General features: G+C 68.4%; 15 protein-coding genes. 10 read left to right on the top strand and 5 right to left on the bottom strand.

Annotated features, from left to right (window positions below; translation table 11 throughout):
• The first annotated feature begins 396 nt into the window (after nucleotides 1–396).
• The 4 genes from ACK3BB_RS00405 to ACK3BB_RS00390 all read left to right on the top strand — a co-directional run bounded on the left by ACK3BB_RS00405 (nucleotide 397) and on the right by ACK3BB_RS00390 (nucleotide 6,985).
• Nucleotides 397–1,578, top strand: a complete 1,182-nt coding sequence (locus tag ACK3BB_RS00405; RefSeq protein WP_428926757.1) for an aminotransferase class I/II-fold pyridoxal phosphate-dependent enzyme — start codon at nucleotides 397–399, stop codon at nucleotides 1,576–1,578.
• Between the two features lie 15 nt (nucleotides 1,579–1,593).
• Nucleotides 1,594–5,247 carry a DNA translocase FtsK 4TM domain-containing protein gene (locus tag ACK3BB_RS00400; RefSeq protein WP_428926756.1) on the top strand — a complete coding sequence of 1,218 codons (3,654 nt, stop codon included), beginning with the start codon at nucleotides 1,594–1,596 and terminating at the stop codon, nucleotides 5,245–5,247.
• 214 nt (nucleotides 5,248–5,461) lie between these two features.
• Nucleotides 5,462–6,064, top strand: a complete 603-nt coding sequence (locus tag ACK3BB_RS00395) for a LolA family protein (RefSeq protein ID WP_428928788.1) — start codon at nucleotides 5,462–5,464, stop codon at nucleotides 6,062–6,064.
• 102 nt (nucleotides 6,065–6,166) lie between these two features.
• Nucleotides 6,167–6,985, top strand: a complete 819-nt coding sequence (locus ACK3BB_RS00390) for a sulfotransferase family 2 domain-containing protein (RefSeq protein WP_428926755.1) — start codon at nucleotides 6,167–6,169, stop codon at nucleotides 6,983–6,985.
• 16 nt (nucleotides 6,986–7,001) lie between these two features.
• On the opposite strand, the gene ACK3BB_RS00385 is transcribed toward ACK3BB_RS00390, so the two are convergent.
• Nucleotides 7,002–7,586, bottom strand: coding sequence for a lytic transglycosylase (locus tag ACK3BB_RS00385; protein WP_428926754.1), 585 nt, complete (start codon nucleotides 7,584–7,586; stop codon nucleotides 7,002–7,004).
• A gap of 260 nt (nucleotides 7,587–7,846) precedes the next feature.
• Here ACK3BB_RS00385 and hspQ point away from each other — a divergent pair, with 260 nt between their 5' ends.
• Nucleotides 7,847–8,173, top strand: a complete 327-nt coding sequence (hspQ, locus tag ACK3BB_RS00380) for a heat shock protein HspQ (protein ID WP_428926753.1) — start codon at nucleotides 7,847–7,849, stop codon at nucleotides 8,171–8,173.
• 98 nt (nucleotides 8,174–8,271) lie between these two features.
• Here the strand turns inward: hspQ and ACK3BB_RS00375 are convergent, their stop codons facing one another.
• The 4 genes from ACK3BB_RS00375 to ACK3BB_RS00360 form a co-directional block, all read right to left on the bottom strand.
• Nucleotides 8,272–9,846: a gamma-glutamyltransferase family protein gene (locus ACK3BB_RS00375; RefSeq protein WP_428926752.1), complete on the bottom strand. Its 1,575-nt coding sequence runs from the start codon at nucleotides 9,844–9,846 to the stop codon at nucleotides 8,272–8,274.
• 738 nt (nucleotides 9,847–10,584) lie between these two features.
• On the bottom strand, nucleotides 10,585–11,055 hold the full coding sequence (locus tag ACK3BB_RS00370) for an ATP-binding protein (RefSeq protein ID WP_428926751.1): 471 nt from the start codon (nucleotides 11,053–11,055) through the stop codon (nucleotides 10,585–10,587).
• A gap of 52 nt (nucleotides 11,056–11,107) precedes the next feature.
• Nucleotides 11,108–11,362 (bottom strand): hypothetical protein, encoded by a 255-nt coding sequence (locus ACK3BB_RS00365; protein ID WP_428926750.1) that lies wholly within the window; start codon nucleotides 11,360–11,362, stop codon nucleotides 11,108–11,110.
• Nucleotides 11,363–11,553: 191 nt separating this feature from the next.
• A complete protein-coding gene (locus ACK3BB_RS00360) occupies nucleotides 11,554–11,901 on the bottom strand; it encodes an STAS domain-containing protein (protein WP_428926749.1) in 348 nt (115 codons plus the stop codon).
• A gap of 377 nt (nucleotides 11,902–12,278) precedes the next feature.
• Between ACK3BB_RS00360 and ACK3BB_RS00355 the strand changes: the two genes are divergently transcribed.
• The 5 genes from ACK3BB_RS00355 (at nucleotide 12,279) to ACK3BB_RS00335 (ending at nucleotide 16,932) form a co-directional block, all read left to right on the top strand.
• Entirely contained in the window at nucleotides 12,279–12,899 is a 621-nt protein-coding gene (locus ACK3BB_RS00355; protein WP_428926748.1) for a LysE family translocator, read from the top strand.
• Between the two features lie 5 nt (nucleotides 12,900–12,904).
• Nucleotides 12,905–13,282 carry a GFA family protein gene (locus tag ACK3BB_RS00350; RefSeq protein ID WP_428926747.1) on the top strand — a complete coding sequence of 126 codons (378 nt, stop codon included), beginning with the start codon at nucleotides 12,905–12,907 and terminating at the stop codon, nucleotides 13,280–13,282.
• Nucleotides 13,283–13,415: 133 nt separating this feature from the next.
• Nucleotides 13,416–14,837 carry a M20 family metallopeptidase gene (locus ACK3BB_RS00345; RefSeq protein ID WP_428926746.1) on the top strand — a complete coding sequence of 474 codons (1,422 nt, stop codon included), beginning with the start codon at nucleotides 13,416–13,418 and terminating at the stop codon, nucleotides 14,835–14,837.
• A gap of 190 nt (nucleotides 14,838–15,027) precedes the next feature.
• On the top strand, nucleotides 15,028–16,077 hold the full coding sequence (locus ACK3BB_RS00340) for a lipoyl protein ligase domain-containing protein (RefSeq protein ID WP_428926745.1): 1,050 nt from the start codon (nucleotides 15,028–15,030) through the stop codon (nucleotides 16,075–16,077).
• Between the two features lie 189 nt (nucleotides 16,078–16,266).
• On the top strand, nucleotides 16,267–16,932 hold the full coding sequence (locus ACK3BB_RS00335) for an RluA family pseudouridine synthase (protein WP_428926744.1): 666 nt from the start codon (nucleotides 16,267–16,269) through the stop codon (nucleotides 16,930–16,932).
• Nucleotides 16,933–17,009: the final 77 nt, after the last annotated feature.

Genomic DNA, 17,009 nt, shown 5'->3' with positions numbered 1-17,009 from the left:
TTGTTGCCTGAACCGGCGGCTCTGGCTTTCGATCAAGGGCGCTGGTCGCTTGGACTGGCGAGTCGGGCCCGGCTTTGACCGGCGCCGCTCGTCGCCGGAACTGGCGGGCCGGGTAGGGTGCCGGTCGGTCACGCCGGTTGCCTGACGCGGCCGGTCTGGCCGGGGCGTCGATCGGTCGCGGGGCGCCATCGGCCGGGGGCCAAGGGGCCCCGTGCGCCCGTTTGCGGCGCTCCGGCACGGGCAAATCGGGGGGCAGGGCAGGGGGCGCCTGGCCGCGCCGCATGGCTTGAATGTCACAATAATGCCTTGTCGCGCCCGTTTTTCTGGACGGATCGGCGGGGCGTCGGTATCCTTTTGCGTAACGGGGCGGATACGACCCCGATCCGAGGCATGCAGATGATTTTTCCTGAGCGGTTTTCGAACCTGCCGGCTTACGCTTTCCCGCGTTTGCGGGCCCTTCTTGATCCCCACGCGCCGGGCGGCGACGTGGTGCACATGACCATTGGTGAACCGAAACATGCGTTTCCCCAATGGCTTACCGATGTGATCGTCGAGAATGCGGCAGGCTTCAACAGCTATCCGGCCAATGAGGGCACGCCCGAACTGCGCCAGGCCATCAGCGCCTGGATCCAGCGGCGCTATGGCGTGACGCGCGATGCCGACACCCAGGTGCTGACGCTGAACGGCACGCGCGAGGGGCTCTACAACGCGGCCATGTCGCTCTGCCCGGAAACCAAGAACGGCGGCCAGCCTGTCGTTCTGGCGCCCAATCCGTTCTACCAGGTCTACATGGTCGCCGCGATTTCGGTCGGTGCGCGGCCGCATTTCGTGCCGGCCACGGCCGAGACCGGCCACCTGCCCGATTTCGCCGGCCTGCCGGCCGAACTGCTGGACCGCACGGCCATTGCCTATGTCTGTTCGCCGGCCAATCCCCAGGGCGCGGTGGCCCCGCGGGACTATTGGCAGACCCTGCTGGGCCTGGCCGAAAAGCACGATTTCCGGGTCTTCGCCGACGAATGCTACTGCGAGATCTACCGCGACGCGCCGCCCGTCGGCGCGATGCAGGTGGCCGACGAGATGGGCATCGACCCCGACCGTCTGCTGTCCTTCCATTCGCTGTCGAAACGGTCGAACCTGCCCGGGCTGCGCTCGGGCTTCGTGGCCACCGGCGCGGGCAACATGGCCCGGCTCAAACAGCTGCGGGCCTATTCCGGCGCGCCGCTGCCCGGGCCGCTGCAGGCCGCCGCCGCCCGGGTCTGGGCCGACGAGGCCCATGTGGTCGAGAACCGCCGGCTCTATGCCGAGAAATACGACATCGCCGATGCGCTCCTGTCGGGCGTGCCGGGCTATGCCTCGCCCCAGGCCGGGTTCTTCCTGTGGCTGCCGGTCGAGGATGGCGAGGCGGCGGCGCTGAAACTCTGGACGGAAACCGGCGTGCGGGTCCTGCCCGGCGCCTACCTGTCGCAAACCGTGGACGGTGCCAATCCCGGCGCCGGCTATATCCGGGTCGCCATGGTGGCCCCAAAAGACGAAATGCAGCGGGGGCTGATCCGGCTTCGCGACTGCCTTTACGGATAAGAACCGAGGTCAGGCATGGCATACAATACCCGCAGTCGCGATCCGCTCCTGGACAGCAGCATGCAGGCGGCCATCGAGCGCCGGGGCAAGGAGCTGATCGGCATCGCCCTTGTCGCGCTGGGCCTCGCCGCCATGGCGATGATCCTGTCCTACACGCCCGACGATCCGAACTGGATGGTCTCGACCGATGCGCCGGTGCAGAACTGGCTGGGCCGGCCGGGCGCGTCGATTGCCGCGCCGCTGTTCATGGTCGTGGGATGGGGCAGCCTGGGCTTTGCCGGGATCTTCCTGGCCTGGGGCCTGCGCTTTCTGTTGCACCGGGGCGAAGAGCGGGCCGTCGGCCGGCTGATCTTTGCGCCGATCGCCGTGGCCGTCCTGTCGATCTATGCCGCCACGCTGGTGCCCGGGCCGGAATGGCGGGCGACCCACAGCTTTGGCCTGGGCGGGCTTTTCGGTGACACGGCCATGGGCGCGCTGCTGACCCTGCTGCCCGTGGGCTCGCATTTCGCCGTCAAGCTGACCTCGCTGGTCGCCGGGCTGGGCACGCTGTTCATCGGCTTCTTCGTCATGGGCTTCACCCGGATCGAGCTCAACCGCATCCTGCGTATGTGCCTGCTGGGCATCGTCATGGGCTACAGCGCGATCCTGTCGGTGCTGGGCAAGGGTGCGCGCGGCGCAGCCGAAGCCGCCCGCATGCGCGCCGAGATGCGCGCGCAGCGCAAGGCCGAAGCCGCGCAAGTGGCGCAGGACGCGGCCCGGGCGGCGGCAGCCGCCATTCCCCAGGCGCCGGCGACAGCCGGCATGCCCCGGGCGCCCGAATATGCGCCGGATTACAGCGCCGATTACGCGCCCGATTATGGCCAGGACCATGCCCCCGAACCGGCTCTGCAAAGGGTGCCACAGGCGGCCGAACGCCCGGCCCCGCAGGTGCATCGCCCGGCCCCTGCGCCGTCCACCCAATGGGCACCCGAAGCGCCGCAGGCACCGCAGGATGACGCATGGTCCGATCCCGCGACCGGCCATCACGACCCCTATGTCCAGGCTCCGGCGCCGGCCCCCCGGCCCGCGCCCCAGCCCGAGCGTGGCGGCCTGCTGTCGCGCATGCCCTCGCTGATCCGCCGGGCCGAGCCCGAGCCCGAACCCGAGGACCTACCCGAGCCCGAGCTGATCGAAGCCTGGCCCGGCGAGCTGGACGGCGACGGCTATTCCGACGACCGCATCCGCGCCAAGATCGCCGATGTCGTGCGCAGCCGCGTCCAGCGTGGCGAGCCCGTCGCCCCGCTCGATGATCCGACCAAGCCCCTGACCCGGGGGCGGGGCCGCCGGCCGCAACCGCTGATCGTCAACACCGCGCCCCGCGTGGCCGCCCCCGTCGCCGCTGCAGTGCCTGCCGCGCCGATGGCCGCCGTGCCTGCGGGCCAATGGGCCGAGGTCCAGCCGGAACAGCAGACGCCCGCCCAATGGGCGGAGGATGATGTTGCCCTGCCGCCCGAACCGCCGCTCTCGCACCGCGCGCCGGCGCCCGGCGGCCTGCGCCCCGAGCCGCCGCTGACGGCCACGGCGCCCCGCGCCGCCACGCCTCCGGTCTCGGCCCCTGTCGCCGCGCCCGTGGCCCCGGTTGTGCCCGCCGCGCCCACGACCCAGCCGCGCATGTCGGCGCCCATGGCTCCTGACGCGCCGGTCGAGGAAGCCCGCTTTGCCGAGGTCGAAGACACCCACACGGCCGAGATCATCGGCCATCATGCCTGGGCCACCCAGGATGCATCGGCCCGGACCGTGCCGCCCGCGCCCGAGGCCCATGCGCCGGCGCCGATGGCCCATGACGACGCGGGTGACCGCACCGCCGCCCCGGCCGGCCATGACAATGCGGCCTATGCCCCGGCAGAGTACGACGATGCGGCCCATGCCCCGACCGGGTACGAGGATGCGGCCTATGCTCAAGCCGGGTACAACGACATGGCCGACGAGGAAACCGGCTATGAAGACGCCCGCGCCCCGGCGCCCGGGGATGCCGTGCCCGTCCACCGTGCCGCGGCCCCGATCCCGGTGGCCGAGCCGAAGAAAGTCGTGCAGAACCCCGTGCGCAAGCCGCCCCAGCCGTCGAAACGCGCCCAGGCCGAGGCCCAGCCCAGCCTGACCTTCGAAGAGCAGGACCAGGGCTATGAACTGCCGCCGCTCAACCTGCTGACCAGCCCCGACAGCATCCAGCGCCACCACCTGTCGGACGAGGCGCTGGAGGAAAATGCGCGGATGCTGGAAAACGTGCTGGACGATTACGGCGTCAAAGGGGAGATCGTCTCGGTCCGCCCCGGCCCCGTGGTCACCATGTACGAACTGGAACCGGCGCCGGGCCTCAAGGCCAGCCGCGTGATCGGCCTGGCCGACGATATCGCCCGGTCGATGTCGGCCCTCTCGGCGCGGGTCTCGACCGTGCCGGGCCGGTCGGTCATCGGCATCGAACTGCCCAATGACAAGCGCGAGATGGTCGTGCTGCGCGAGATCCTCGCGGCCCGCGATTTCGGCGACACCAACATGCGCCTGCCGCTGGCCCTGGGCAAGGATATCGGCGGCGAGCCGATGGTGGCCAACCTGGCCAAGATGCCCCACCTGCTGATCGCCGGGACCACCGGTTCGGGCAAGTCGGTGGCCATCAACACGATGATCCTGTCGCTGCTCTACAAGCTCACGCCCGACGAATGCCGGCTGATCATGATCGACCCCAAGATGCTGGAACTGTCGGTCTATGACGGCATCCCGCACCTGCTGTCGCCGGTGGTGACCGACCCGAAAAAGGCCGTGGTCGCGCTGAAATGGACTGTCGGCGAGATGGAAGAGCGCTACCGCAAGATGTCCAAGATGGGCGTGCGCAACATCGACGGCTACAACGCCCGGGTCGAAGACGCCCTGTCGCGGGGCGAGACCTTCTCGCGCACGGTGCAGACGGGCTTTGACGATGAAACCGGCGATCCGGTGTTCGAGACCGAAGAGATCATCCCCGAGAAAATGCCCTATATCGTCGTCATCGTCGACGAGATGGCCGACCTGATGATGGTCGCGGGCAAGGAGATCGAAGCCTGCATCCAGCGCCTGGCCCAGATGGCCCGGGCCTCGGGCATCCACCTGATCATGGCCACGCAGCGGCCGTCGGTCGACGTGATCACCGGCACGATCAAGGCGAACTTCCCGACCCGGATCTCGTTCCAGGTGACCTCGAAGGTCGACAGCCGGACGATCCTGGGCGAGATGGGCGCCGAGCAGCTTCTGGGCATGGGCGACATGCTCTACATGGCGGGCGGTGCGAAAATCACCCGCTGCCACGGGCCCTTCGTGTCGGACGAAGAGGTGGAGGACCTGGTCAACCACCTCAAGGCCTATGGCCCCCCGACCTACATGGCCAATGTGCTGGAAGGCCCCGACGAGGAACGCGAAAGCGACATCGACGCGGTGCTGGGCCTGGGTGGCAATACGAACGGCGAGGATGCGCTCTACGATCAGGCGGTGCAGATCGTGATCAAGGACCGCAAATGCTCGACCTCCTACATCCAGCGCAAGCTGGGCATCGGCTACAACAAGGCCGCGCGCCTGGTCGAGCAGATGGAAGAGGAAAGCCTCGTCTCGCCGGCCAACCATGTCGGCAAACGCGAGATCCTGGTGCCCGAGCAGCAATAGCCACGGCGCGCCCCCTGGCCGGCGTCCGGCCGGATATTTGAGAAGAGAAAGAAGCAGCAGGTCGGGCAGGGGACCAACGGTATCGCCCCGCGCCCCGCCTGCTGCTTCTTTCTCTTTCCAAGTATCCATACGGAACGGCCGGGCCGGGTGTGCGTTTCACATTTCCGAAGTCCCGCTTGGGGCCGGGAGAAAAAATGCCTAGATGCAGGACATGATGAAACGCCGCCATTTCCTTGCCGCCGCTGCGGCGCTTTGTGCCGCTGCCGGACCGGCTGCCGCCGAGAAGCTTTCGCTGAACGCCCTGTCAAACTATCTCAACGGGATGACGACGGCGCAGGCGCCGTTCACCCAGGTCAGCGATGACGGGTCGCTGTCGACCGGCAAGCTCTACCTGAAACGGCCGGGCCGGGCGCGGTTCGAATACGATCCGCCCAATGCCGCCCAGGTCATTGCCGGGGCCGGGTCGGTGGTCATCGTCGATCCCAAGTCGAACCAGCCGGCCGAGACCTATCCGCTGAACCGCACGCCGCTGTCGATCATCCTGGCGCCGCAGGTCGACCTGGGCCGGGCCAACATGGTTGTCGGCCATGCCTATGACGGCACTGCCACGATCGTCACCGCCCAGGACCCCGACAATCCCGACTACGGCCGGATCGAGCTGATGTTCACCGACGCCCCGATCGAGCTGCGGAAATGGGTGATCCACGACGGGTCGGGCACGACGACCACCGTCCTGCTGGGCGGGCTGGAAACCGGGATGGACCTGTCCGACCGGCTGTTTTCGACCACGCTGCGACGGAATGCCACCAACCGGTAGTTAATAGAGCGCAACAGGCGCGACAGCGGCCCCGCCGGGCAGGAGGACCCGGCGGCGGGGGCGGCCATCCAGCGCCGCCCACCGGACCCGGGACCGCCCGCCATGCATGTGCTCAACTTTGCCTCCGACCAGAACTGCCAGCTGGGCCGCAACGCCGCCTATGGCTTTGCCCGCGACCATGCCTTTGCCTTCTACCGGCAGAAGAGCCTTTATACCTTCATCCCCAAGAATGCCTGTTCGACCCTGCGTTTCTCGCTGGCCGTGGCCAATGGACACCTGCCACCCGATGGCGATGTCGACTGGATCCATGCCAACAACCCGACCTTCGTGGCCAGCCAGGAATTCATCGCCACCTGCGCCCATTCCTTTGTCGTGCTGCGCTGTCCGTTCCGCCGGCTGGCCTCGTGTTACCTCGACAAGATCGTCGGCGGCGAACGCCACCTGCGCAACCTGCTGCCGCCCCTGACCCGCGGGTTTCACCGGGCCCGGGGCCGGGCCGCGCTGGCCCGGCGGGTGCAGGCCCTGAGCTTTGCCGATTTCCTGCGCCATGTCGCCGGCCAGGCCCCTGACGAGATGGACAGCCACTGGCGCCCGCAGGTCGATTTCCTGCTGCTGCGCGACTACGACGATTACCTGGCCCTGGAGCAATTCGGCCAGGCCCGTGACCGGCTGGCACAGCGGGGGATCGAGGTGCTGGATACCCGCGACCGCCTGGGCCACGACACATCGGCCCTGCGCCGCGTGACGGGCGGCTTTGCCCGGGTGCCGGGGACCGAGATCGCCCGGATGAAGGCCGCCGGCGAGGTGCCCGACCCGGCCGGGCTTTACGATGACGAGACCATCTCGCTTGTGCGCCGGGTCTATCGCCGCGACATCGCGCTCTACCGCGAGCGCTTTGGCCCGGCGGGCATGCTGTTCTGAGGCCCCGTCCCGGCGCCTAGCGCCGGCGGCAATCGGCCAGTTGCAGGCCGTAGACCGTGGCCCGGCTGTCGACCTCGTTGGCCACGCGCACCAGCCAGGACTTGGCCTTGTAGGACCCCCGGGCATAGCCCGAATGGCCTTCGTGATAGGCCAGGTACTGGTTGCGCGCATCGCTGAGCGGGATGCCGTTGGTCTTGAGCGTGCGGTTGAAATACCAGCCCATGAAATCCGTGGCATCCTTGATGTCGTGGCGCTTGGCCCCGCGGTTGCCCGTCACCCGGCGGTATTCGTCCCAGGTGCCGTCCAGCGCCTGGCCATAGCCATAGGCCGAGCTTTGGCGCCCGACGGGCAGCACGCCCAGCACATATTGGTGCGGCGTCCGGGCGTTGGAGATGAACTTGCTCTCCTGGTAGATCGTGGCCATCTGCACGTGGATCGGCACGCCCCACTTGCGCTCGGCCTTGCGGAAGGCGCGCATGTATTCGGGACGCTGCGCGATGATGCTGCAGGCGTTGTCGAGATTGGCGGGCGGGGTCTTGTAGCCTGTGCTGCACGACACCAGCAAAAGCACCACGCCCAGGGCGTAGGGGAACCTGTTCATGATCTGACTGCTCGGTCTTTTGTTTGTTACCGGTGATTTTACGTGAATCGGCACAAATGTGGAATCACATTTCCATTGTTGCCGGCTGATGTCCGCCCGCCCTGTTGCAGAGAATTTGTGCAATCCCGCCCGGGCCGGTTTTCCGCGTTTGGAACCAGTGCGTTAATCGTAGGGCCACAATGTGTTTCCCGCAAAATTTTAGCGAGGCATTAGACACGGCGCCTTGTGGCCACTAGAAACGGGCGCTAGGGGCATGGCTGATGTTGAAGAAGAACGCGAAATATCATCTGGGACAGATCGTCCGGCACCGCAAGCACCCGTTCCGCGGGGTGATCTTCGATGTCGATCCGGAATTCTCGAACACCGAGGAATGGTACGAATCGATCCCCGAGGACAGCCGGCCCGTGCGCGAACAGCCGTTCTACCACCTGCTGGCCGAGAATGATCAGACCTATTACATCGCCTATGTGTCGGAGCAGAACCTGGTGGCCGATTACTCGGGCGAGCCGGTCGACCATCCCGATATCGAGGACATGTTCGGCCCGTTCGAAGACGGGTCCTACCCGCTGCACTTCCAGCTGAACTGATTGACTGAACCGGTGGTGCCGCCTGCGGGCGGGGAGGCCCCGGCCACAGGCGGCCGGGGCGGCGGGTTGAAAACCCGCCCTACGGGTGTGGCGCCCGGTCAGTAGCCGATGGCGCAGCCGTCCTTGCGGGGGTCGCTGGCGCCTTCGAGCACACCGTTGTCGAGGATGCGGATGGCCTGGGCCCCGCCGATCGGCGTGTCGGGAACCGTGACATTGTGGCCCATCGCGGCCAGCTCGGCGCGCACGGCGTCGGAATAGCCCCGTTCGACCTTCATCTCGCCTTCGTCAGAAAAGGCCCGGGGCGCGTCGATGGCGGCCTGCGGGTCCATGCCGAAATCGACGATGTTGGACACCACCCGGGCGTGGCCGTTGGGCTGGTAGGCCCCGCCCATCACGCCGAAGGGCATGTCGACCCGGTCGCCCGTGGCCAGCATGGCCGGGATGATCGTGTGCATCGGCCGCCGGCCACCGGCCAGCTCGTTGGGGTGTCCTTCGGCCAGGGTGAACCCGGCGCCGCGGTTCTGCAGCAGGATGCCGAATTTCTCCGAGGCCAGGCCCGAGCCGAAACCGTGGAAGATGGAATAGATCAGCGACACGCACATGCGGTCGCGGTCGACGACGGTGATGTAGATCGTGTCCTTGTGCACCGATTCCGTCAGCGGCGCGGCGGCGGCCATGGCGCGTTTCGGGTCGATCAGCGCGGCCAGCCGGTCGGCGGTGTCGTCCGACAGCATGTGGGCCAGGGCCGTCGTGCGGTCGGGATCGGCGATGAACCGGTTGCGCGCGTCATAGGCCAGCTTGGCGGCCTCGGCTTCGAGATGGGCGCGTTGGGCGCCGAACGGATCCATCCCGGCGATGTCGAAGCGCGACAGGATGTTCAGCATCAGGATGGCCGTTGCGCCTTGGCCGTTGGGCGGATGCTCGATCAGGTCCCGGGCCTTGTAGCGGCCGCGGACCGGCGCATCCGAACGGTGCGACACGGCGGCGAAATCGGCGGCCGTGTGCAGCCCGCCCTCGGCGTTCAGCACGGCCAGCATGTCCTCGGCCACCTCGCCTTCATAGAAGGCCCGGGCGCCGTCGCGGGCCACGCGGCGCAGGACCTCGGCCTGGCCGGGCGCGTTGAAGAGCATGCCAGGGGTGGGGGCCTTGCCGTTGACCAGGTAATGCATCCGGGCCGCGCCCTTCAGCTTGGCCGCGTCGCCGGGCCAGTCGAAGGCCACGCGCGGGGCGACGGGGATGCCGGCCTCGGCGTAGTGGATCGAAGGGGCGAGGATGGCGTCGAGGCCCAGCTTGCCCTGGGTTTCGGACAGGTGGCAGAAGGCGTTGATCGCGCCGGGCACGGTGACGGCATGGGCGCTGTATTCGGGCACGGCACTCAGGCCCTGGTCGCGCAGGGCGGCGGCCGAGGCGGCGGCGGGGGCCTGGCCCGAGCCGTTCACGGCGGTGACGCCTTCGCCCGGCCGGCTGTAGAGCACAAAGCAATCGCCGCCGATGCCGGTCATCTGGGGTTCGGCGATGCCCAGCAGAACGGCCCCGCAGATCGCGGCATCCATGGCATTGCCGCCGCGCTTGAGCAGGTCCAGGGCGGCTTCGGCGGCCAGGGGGTGAGAGGTGGCGACCATGCCGTCGGTGGCAAAGACGGCGGATCGGCCAGGTTGGTGAAAGTCGCGCATCGGTTGCTCCCTCTCGCTGTGACGGGCGGACCCTAGAGCGGCGGTGTTGGAATGCCAAGTGCCAGCGGGTCGGGGGAGGGAGTGCCCCGGCGCCACGCACTGGGTGGGGGCTATTAAGACGTGGCGCCGGGTGAAGCCATATGCAGCTACAGGACGTGTTATGGCGGGGGTTCTGGGCGCGAGTTGGGGGAGAATGCGACGGTTTTGGGGCAGTGCTCGGGTGCCGGTTTTTCAGGCGTTTGGGGTGGCGTGTGACGGTGGCCGTTGGCCGGTGGGGGGCGTGGACCGATGGGTGCGGCGAGTGATGGTGGCCGGTGTGTGCGGCATGAGCTTGGGTCGACGGGTGCGGCGAGGGCCGGGGGCCGATTGGTGCGGGATGGGGCGGGGGCGATGGGTCCGGCGAGGGCCTGGGGCCGATGGGCTCGATATTTTCTGGTGGCCGATGAGCGCAGTCGGGCCGGGTGTTCTGGTGGTGAGCGCCTTGGGACGTCACCGGGCGGGACTTGCCGACCACGAACGTAGGCAGCGGGCTTGGGCGGCGACAGTGGTGGCCAGTTGCGCGGGCGAGGGGCGGATGCCGCCGGACCAGGGGGCGATAATGGCGGATCTGGGGCCGGCAACAACGGGGTGGCATAACGATGGGCCAGCAAAAGGCCGGCAATGCGAAGTCACGGACCAACCACAGGCCGGTCATGCCGGGGCGGTGTGGCGTGCGGGTCAAGCGGTGGGGCGGGGCGGTTAATGCGACGGGGGCGGCCCGTCGGAGGCGGCGAGGTCGAAGATGGCGGTCAGCCGGTTGACGCCGTCCTGTCGGGAATATTCCAGGTCGCGGGCCAGGGTGCGGATCAACAGCCAACCAAAGCCGCCTTCGGGCAGGGCCTCGCGCGGGACGGAGAGATCGGGCGGCAGGCCGGGGGGCAGCATGCCGCCGGGCAGGGCGACGCCATCGTCCTGGATGTCGAATTGCAGCACCGCGCCCTGGTCCTCTTCGGCCAGGCTGGCGGTCAGCCGGATCTGGCCATCCGCGCGCCCGTCATAGGCATGTTCGACGATGTTGTTGATGATTTCGGCCAGGGCGATTTCGATCACCCCGGCGCGTTCGGCGGGCAGCAGGGCGGACAGACCTTCCATGATGCGGGACAGGATGCACCGCGTGTCGCGGATGGTTGCCGGGCTTGTCACGGACAGAACCTCCCGGATGCCGGTCATGTCTCCCTGCCTTTCCCGCGCGCCGGATCTTGCGTCGCTCATCCTTGGCCCATCAGCGCCAGCCCTTCTCTCGACCCTGTCGTTCCGTTCTTGTCTTTTTGTCTGTTGCCTCGTTACGCACTTGTCGTCTTGTCGTTTTGCCTTGCCTTGCCTTGCCTTGCCTTGCCTTGCCTTGCCTTGCCTTGCCTTGCCTTGTCGTCTCGGTCTCGGTCTCGGTCTCGGTCTCGGTCTCGGTCTCGGTCTCGGTCTCGGTCTCGGTCTCGGTCTCGGTCTCGGTCTCGGTCTCGGTCTCGGTCCAGGCCTTCATCTCGACTTCGCACCCTGGCGGGTGTCGTGCCCGCCTGTCCCGGTCCTGTCCCGCCTGCATCGCGGTCCGCTTTCCAGCGCGTCCTGTTCCTGCTCAGCTCCATCCTGCCGGGCGTTGCCTTCTCGTCGGTGGCCGGGCCGACATGCCCCTTCACAGGCTCGGGGCCACGTCGCCGCCTGCGCCGGTCCTCGCTAGCCGCCCTGTCCCGCCGCCTCGGCCAGGGCGGCATCCAGCGTGGGATAAAGCGTAAAGACCGTATCCATCCGCGTCAGCCGAAAGACCTTGTCCACGGTCGGCGACAACCCGGCCAGGTCCAGCCGTCGAGAGGGATCCATCTGTTTCATCGAGGCCACGATCGCCCCCAGCCCCGAGGAATCGATGAAACTGACCGCGCTGAGATCCAGCACCACCCGGAGCGGCCCGCCATCGGTTGCCGCGCGCATGTCGTCCTTGAACCGGATGGCCAGCGCCGCATCGATCCGTGTCGTGGATACCGTGACGATCCGCGCCGTGTCGGTATCAGAAGTGGTCAGCGTCATCCCCAGCCTCCGCAGACGGGTCGGTGATTTGGCGGGCGGCGATTGTCCGGGCGGAGGGATCGCCCAGCCCGCCCCAAGCCGCCCGAGTCCCGCCGGACGCTAAGGGCCAAACCTTACCATCCGGTATCCGCGTGCCCCGCAAAGCCGGAAATCCCGGGCGCACACCGCCGAAGCCCCCAAAAACCACGCAAAAATCCATGCAATTCGGCGCAATTGCCCGGGTGCCACGGGGACGCAGCGCCCCGTCACCGGCCAAATCGCCGCTTGATTTCCGGCCCCGCCCGCGTACCCATGGCCCATGCCCGGCGGGTGCGCCGCATCACCGGGCACCGTCGCCGTGCCCCCGCCGGGCGCCTTTCCCCTTGCGGAGCCATTGCATGAGTTTCGACGCCTGGACGGTCTTTGCCCTTTTCTGGCTGGTCTTCGTGACCACCCCGGGGCCAAATGCCGTGAATTGCATCCAGAACGGCATGACCCTGGGCTTTCGCCGGGCCCTTGTCGGCGTGCTGGCCATCCTGACCCAGGCCACGGCATTCCTGATCCTGTCGGCGCTGGGCGTCACCGCCCTGATCGCCGCCTCGCCCACCGGGTTCCTCGTGGCCAAGCTGGTCGGCGCGGGCTTCCTGATCTGGAACGGCATCCGCACCTGGATGAAGGCCCGCGAACCGGCCCGGCTGGACCCCAAACCCTCGTCGCATGTCTACCTGCATGCCCTGGCCATCGCCACGATCAACCCCAAGAGCGTCGCCGGCTATCTTGCAGCCTTCTCGGCCTTTGTGCAGCCCGACGTGCCGATCCGCGACCAGATGCTGGTCATCGTGCCGACGGCCCTGACCCTGACCACGCTCAGTTACACCGGCTTCACCCTGCTGGGCGCGCTGATGGGACGCTCGGCCCTGGTTGCCGTGTTCAACGTCTGGGTCCGCCGTGTGCTGGGCCTGTGTTTCATCGTCTACGGCCTGCTTCTGGGCTTTGCGGCCACACCGGCGAAAGGATGACCCCCATGATCCACGGATCCTGTCTTTGCGGGGCCACGGCCTTTGAGATTGACGGCGCCCTGGCCCCGGGATCGCTGTGCCATTGCAGCCAGTGCCGGCGCCAGACCAGCCATGTCTATGCCTCGACCCATGTGCCGGACAGCGCCCTGCGCCTGACCCGGGCAGAGCATCTTCGCTGGTATCGGGCCAGCCCGGCCGCACGGCGGGGGTTCTGCGGGCAATGCGGCTCGGTGCTGTTCTGGGATCCGGCCGACGAGGCCATGATCTCGGTCTCGCTGGGTGCGCTCCAGCCGCCGCATCCGGGCCAGGTCGCCCGCCATATCTTTACCGGCGACGCGCCGGGTTATTACCCCCTGGACGACGGCCTGCCCAAGGCCGACTAGGCCGCGGAACGCCCCGATCGGGGCGCCGGCCCGGCCTGACCCCGGGTCGCCGGGGCGGGGCGGGGGCCGGGGCGTTGCGCCTGCCGCCGCAGGGCGTAGTGTGGCGCCGACAACGCATCGACAGGAGTCCCCCATGAACGAACATCCGATCTGGTCCCTCGTGGAAGAGGCCGCGCCCCGGCTGATCGACCTGTCGCACCGGGTCTGGGCCACGCCCGAGACCTGCTATGCCGAGCGCCAGTCGGTCGCGGCCCATGCCGAGGAACTGCGCGCCCAGGGGTTCGACGTGACCGAAGCGCCGGCGGGCATTCCCACGGCCGTGATCGGCGAGGCCGGCGAAGGCGGGCCGGTGATTGCCTTTCTCGGTGAATTCGACGCCCTGGCCGGGCTGAGCCAGGAGGCCGACCTGGCCGAACAGAAGCCGCTGGAGGCCGGGGCCAATGGCCATGGTTGCGGCCACAACCTGCTGGGCTCGGCGTCGATGCTGGCCGCCGTGGCCCTGCGTGACTGGCTGAAACAGACCGGCACGCCCGGGCGGGTACGCTATTACGGCTGTCCGGCCGAGGAAGGCGGGGCGGGCAAGACCTTCATGGTGCGCGACGGGCTCTTCAAAGATGTCGACATTGCCATCAGCTGGCATCCCAATTCGCTGCCCATCATCCTGCGTGGCTCGTCGCTGGCCAATACGCGGATCGATTTCACCTTTGAAGGCCGGGCCGCCCATGCCGCCGGCGCGCCGCATCTCGGCCGCTCGGCGCTGGATGCGATGGAGCTGATGTCCGTGGGCATCAACTACCTGCGCGAGCACATGCCCGACACTGCCCGGGTGCATTATGCCATCATCGACGGCGGGGGGATTTCGCCCAACGTGGTGCAGGCCCGGACCAAGGTGCGTTACGTCGTGCGGGCCGATACCGTGCCCGAGATGCTGTCGCTGATCGACCGGGTCTGCAAGGTGGCCGAAGGGGCCGCGCTGATGACCGAAACCTCGGTCACCCGCGAGATCCTGGCCGCGGTGTCCAACCTGCTGCCCAACGGGCCGCTCTGCGATGCGATGCAGAAGAATTACGAGACCCTCGGCCCGGTGCCCTTCGATGCGGCCGACCGGGAGTATGCCGCCGGGTTCCAGGCCACGCTGTCGGACGAGGATATCAGCGATGCCTGGCGTTCGGCCGGGCTGGTGCCCGAGCCGGGCCGGGTGCTGGGCGACCTGGTGCCGCCGGCCGATGCGCCGGTGCGGCCGCTGGGCGGGTCGACCGACGTGGGCGATGTCAGCTGGGTCGTGCCGACCGTCCAGCTGATGGATGCCACCACCGCCGTGGGCACCCAGCTGCATTCCTGGCAGATGGTCGCCCAGGGCAAGAGCGGGCCTGCGGCCAAGGGCATGATCCATGCCGCCCAGATCATGGCGATGACCGGTGTCGACGTGGTGCTGGATGCCGGGCTGCGCGAGCGGGCCTGGGCCGATCTGCGCGCGCGGGGCGGGGCCGAAGGCTATATCTGCCCGCTGACGGCCGATGCCGTGCCGCCGGTCAAGGCCATGGCCGCCGAGTAACGCCCCGGGGTTTCCTCCCCCGATCGCTGTGGGGGCAACGGCCACGCTTTGCCGCTGGCAAAGCCGGGCGCGCGGCCGAAGGTCGCGCGCAATCCCTCGGGCGCCGGGGCGGCCGTTGCTTGCATCCCGGCCGCCGATCCCCGACACCGGGGTCGGCAATCTCGCGGAACGCGCAAAAGGAGCTTCCCCCATGCATGGCGAATACAAGGTCCCCGGCGGCAAGCTGGTGGTGGCCGACCTGGAGGTCGTCGACGGCCGGCTGGCCGATGTGCGCATTTCGGGCGATTTCTTCCTCGAACCGGCCGAGGCCCTGGCGGATATCACCGCCGCCCTGACCGGGCTGGACGCCGGGGCCGCGGCGGCCGAGATCACCGCCGCCCTGTCCGCCGGCCTGCCCGAGGGCACCGCCCTCGTGGGCTTCAGCATCGACTCGATTGCCATCGCGGTGCGCCGCGCGTTGGGCGTGGCCCGGACCTGGCGGGATTTCGAATGGCAGATCGTCGACACCGGCCCGGTATCGCCGGCCATGCACCTGGCCCTCGACGATGTCCTGGCCCGGGCCGTGGCCGCCGGCACCCGGCCGCCCACCCTGCGGTTCTGGCAATGGGACCGTCCGGCGATCATCATCGGCAATTTCCAGTCGCTGAAGAACGAGGTCGACATGGAGGCCTGCAGGCGCCACGGGGTGACCGTCGTGCGCCGGGTGACCGGCGGCGGGGCGATGTTCGTCGAGCCGGGGTCGACCATCACCTATTCGCTCTATGCCCCCGGCGAGCTGGTCGAGGGCATGGATTTCGCGGCGTCTTATGCCTTTCTCGACAATTGGGTGCTGCAGGCCCTGAACGAGGTCGGGATCGAGGCCTATTACAAGCCGCTCAACGACATTGCCTCGCCCAAGGGCAAGATCGGCGGGGCGGCCCAGAAACGGTACGGGTCGGGCGCGGTGCTGCATCATGCGACCATGGCCTATGACATGGATGGCGCGAAGATGGAGCAGGTCCTGCGCATCGGACGCGAGAAGATTTCCGACAAGGGCATTGCCTCGGCGGCCAAGCGGGTCGATCCGGTGCGCAGCCAGACCGGCCTGTCGCGCGAGGAGGTCACCGCGCGGATGATCGGCACCTTCACGCGGCTCAACGGCGGGGCCGAGGGTTCGGTCAGCGCGGCGGAATGGCAGGCGGCCGAAGCGCTGGTGGAAGAGAAGTTCGGCACCGAGGCCTGGCTGGCCCACGTGCCCTGAACGGCGCGGCAGGTCGCGGCGCGCGCGGGCTCATGTCGGCCGCGCTGTGCCGGGGACGTCACATCCGCGCCCCAGCGGCCGCGCCCGTCGGTGGCGGGCCTCGGCCGGGGGCCTCATCCCGGGTTACGGGGCGGCCGAGGGGCTGGCCGGCGCTTGCCTTTCGGGGCCGCCGGGCGCTAAGCGGGGGCCATGAGTTCCGCGAACCCCAAGAGCACCGAATACGCGCCGCCCGACGGGCCGCTGACCATCCTGCATGACGATCACGAATTGCTGGTGGTCGACAAGCCCGAGGGCCTGCTGTCGGTGCCGGGCAAGGGCGAACACCTGGCCGATTGCCTGCTGAGCCGGGTGCAGGCCGTGTTTCCCGAGGCCTTGCTGGTGCACCGGCTGGATCGTGATACGTCGGGCGTGATGGTCTTTGCCCGCACGCCCCATGCCCAGCGTCACCTGGGCCTGCAATTCGAGAAACGCCAGACCAGGAAGACCTATGTCGCCCGGATCTGGGGCCGGCTGGAGCCGCGGACGGGCACCGTCGACCTGCCGCTGATCGTCGACTGGCCGAACCGCCCTTTGCAGATGGTCTGCCACGAGACGGGCAAGGAAGCGGTGACCGACTGGCGCGTGCAGCGCTACGAAGAGACGGCCACGCGGGTCAAGCTGATGCCCCGGACCGGGCGGTCACACCAGCTGCGCGTGCACATGCTGGCGCTTGGCCATCCGATCCTGGGCGATCCCTTTTATGCCGAGGGTCCGGCGCTGGATGCTCCGCGGATGATGCTGCATGCCGAGGAACTCAAGGTGCATCACCCCGATGGCGGACGGATGATGAGCTTTCGGGCCAAGGCCGGGTTCTGAGCGGCTTTCGGGCGCGATCTGACAGGGTTTGGGCCGGGGATGCCGGGGTGTCTTGAGGGCGCTCTGCGCGGGGCTGT

Origin of the sequence: Marinibacterium sp. SX1 (genome assembly GCF_050389775.1) — a bacterium.
In the GTDB taxonomy this organism is placed as follows: Bacteria; Pseudomonadota; Alphaproteobacteria; order Rhodobacterales; family Rhodobacteraceae; genus Marinibacterium.
Note: the sequence above shows the minus strand (reverse complement) of the source record. Positions and strands in the feature narration are given on the sequence as shown.

Coding starts and splice junctions, on each gene's coding strand:
- ACK3BB_RS00370 (WP_428926751.1), bottom strand. CDS start 11,055: ATGACCGGCATCCGGGAGGTTCTGTCCGTGACAAGCCCGGCAACCATC.
- ACK3BB_RS00360 (WP_428926749.1), bottom strand. CDS start 11,901: ATGACGCTGACCACTTCTGATACCGACACGGCGCGGATCGTCACGGTA.
- ACK3BB_RS00345 (WP_428926746.1), top strand. CDS start 13,416: ATGAACGAACATCCGATCTGGTCCCTCGTGGAAGAGGCCGCGCCCCGG.
- ACK3BB_RS00375 (WP_428926752.1), bottom strand. CDS start 9,846: ATGCGCGACTTTCACCAACCTGGCCGATCCGCCGTCTTTGCCACCGAC.
- ACK3BB_RS00385 (WP_428926754.1), bottom strand. CDS start 7,586: ATGAACAGGTTCCCCTACGCCCTGGGCGTGGTGCTTTTGCTGGTGTCG.
- ACK3BB_RS00365 (WP_428926750.1), bottom strand. CDS start 11,362: ATGAAGGCCTGGACCGAGACCGAGACCGAGACCGAGACCGAGACCGAG.
- ACK3BB_RS00350 (WP_428926747.1), top strand. CDS start 12,905: ATGATCCACGGATCCTGTCTTTGCGGGGCCACGGCCTTTGAGATTGAC.
- ACK3BB_RS00355 (WP_428926748.1), top strand. CDS start 12,279: ATGAGTTTCGACGCCTGGACGGTCTTTGCCCTTTTCTGGCTGGTCTTC.
- ACK3BB_RS00405 (WP_428926757.1), top strand. CDS start 397: ATGATTTTTCCTGAGCGGTTTTCGAACCTGCCGGCTTACGCTTTCCCG.
- ACK3BB_RS00335 (WP_428926744.1), top strand. CDS start 16,267: ATGAGTTCCGCGAACCCCAAGAGCACCGAATACGCGCCGCCCGACGGG.
- ACK3BB_RS00340 (WP_428926745.1), top strand. CDS start 15,028: ATGCATGGCGAATACAAGGTCCCCGGCGGCAAGCTGGTGGTGGCCGAC.
- ACK3BB_RS00395 (WP_428928788.1), top strand. CDS start 5,462: ATGAAACGCCGCCATTTCCTTGCCGCCGCTGCGGCGCTTTGTGCCGCT.
- ACK3BB_RS00390 (WP_428926755.1), top strand. CDS start 6,167: ATGCATGTGCTCAACTTTGCCTCCGACCAGAACTGCCAGCTGGGCCGC.
- hspQ (WP_428926753.1), top strand. CDS start 7,847: ATGTTGAAGAAGAACGCGAAATATCATCTGGGACAGATCGTCCGGCAC.
- ACK3BB_RS00400 (WP_428926756.1), top strand. CDS start 1,594: ATGGCATACAATACCCGCAGTCGCGATCCGCTCCTGGACAGCAGCATG.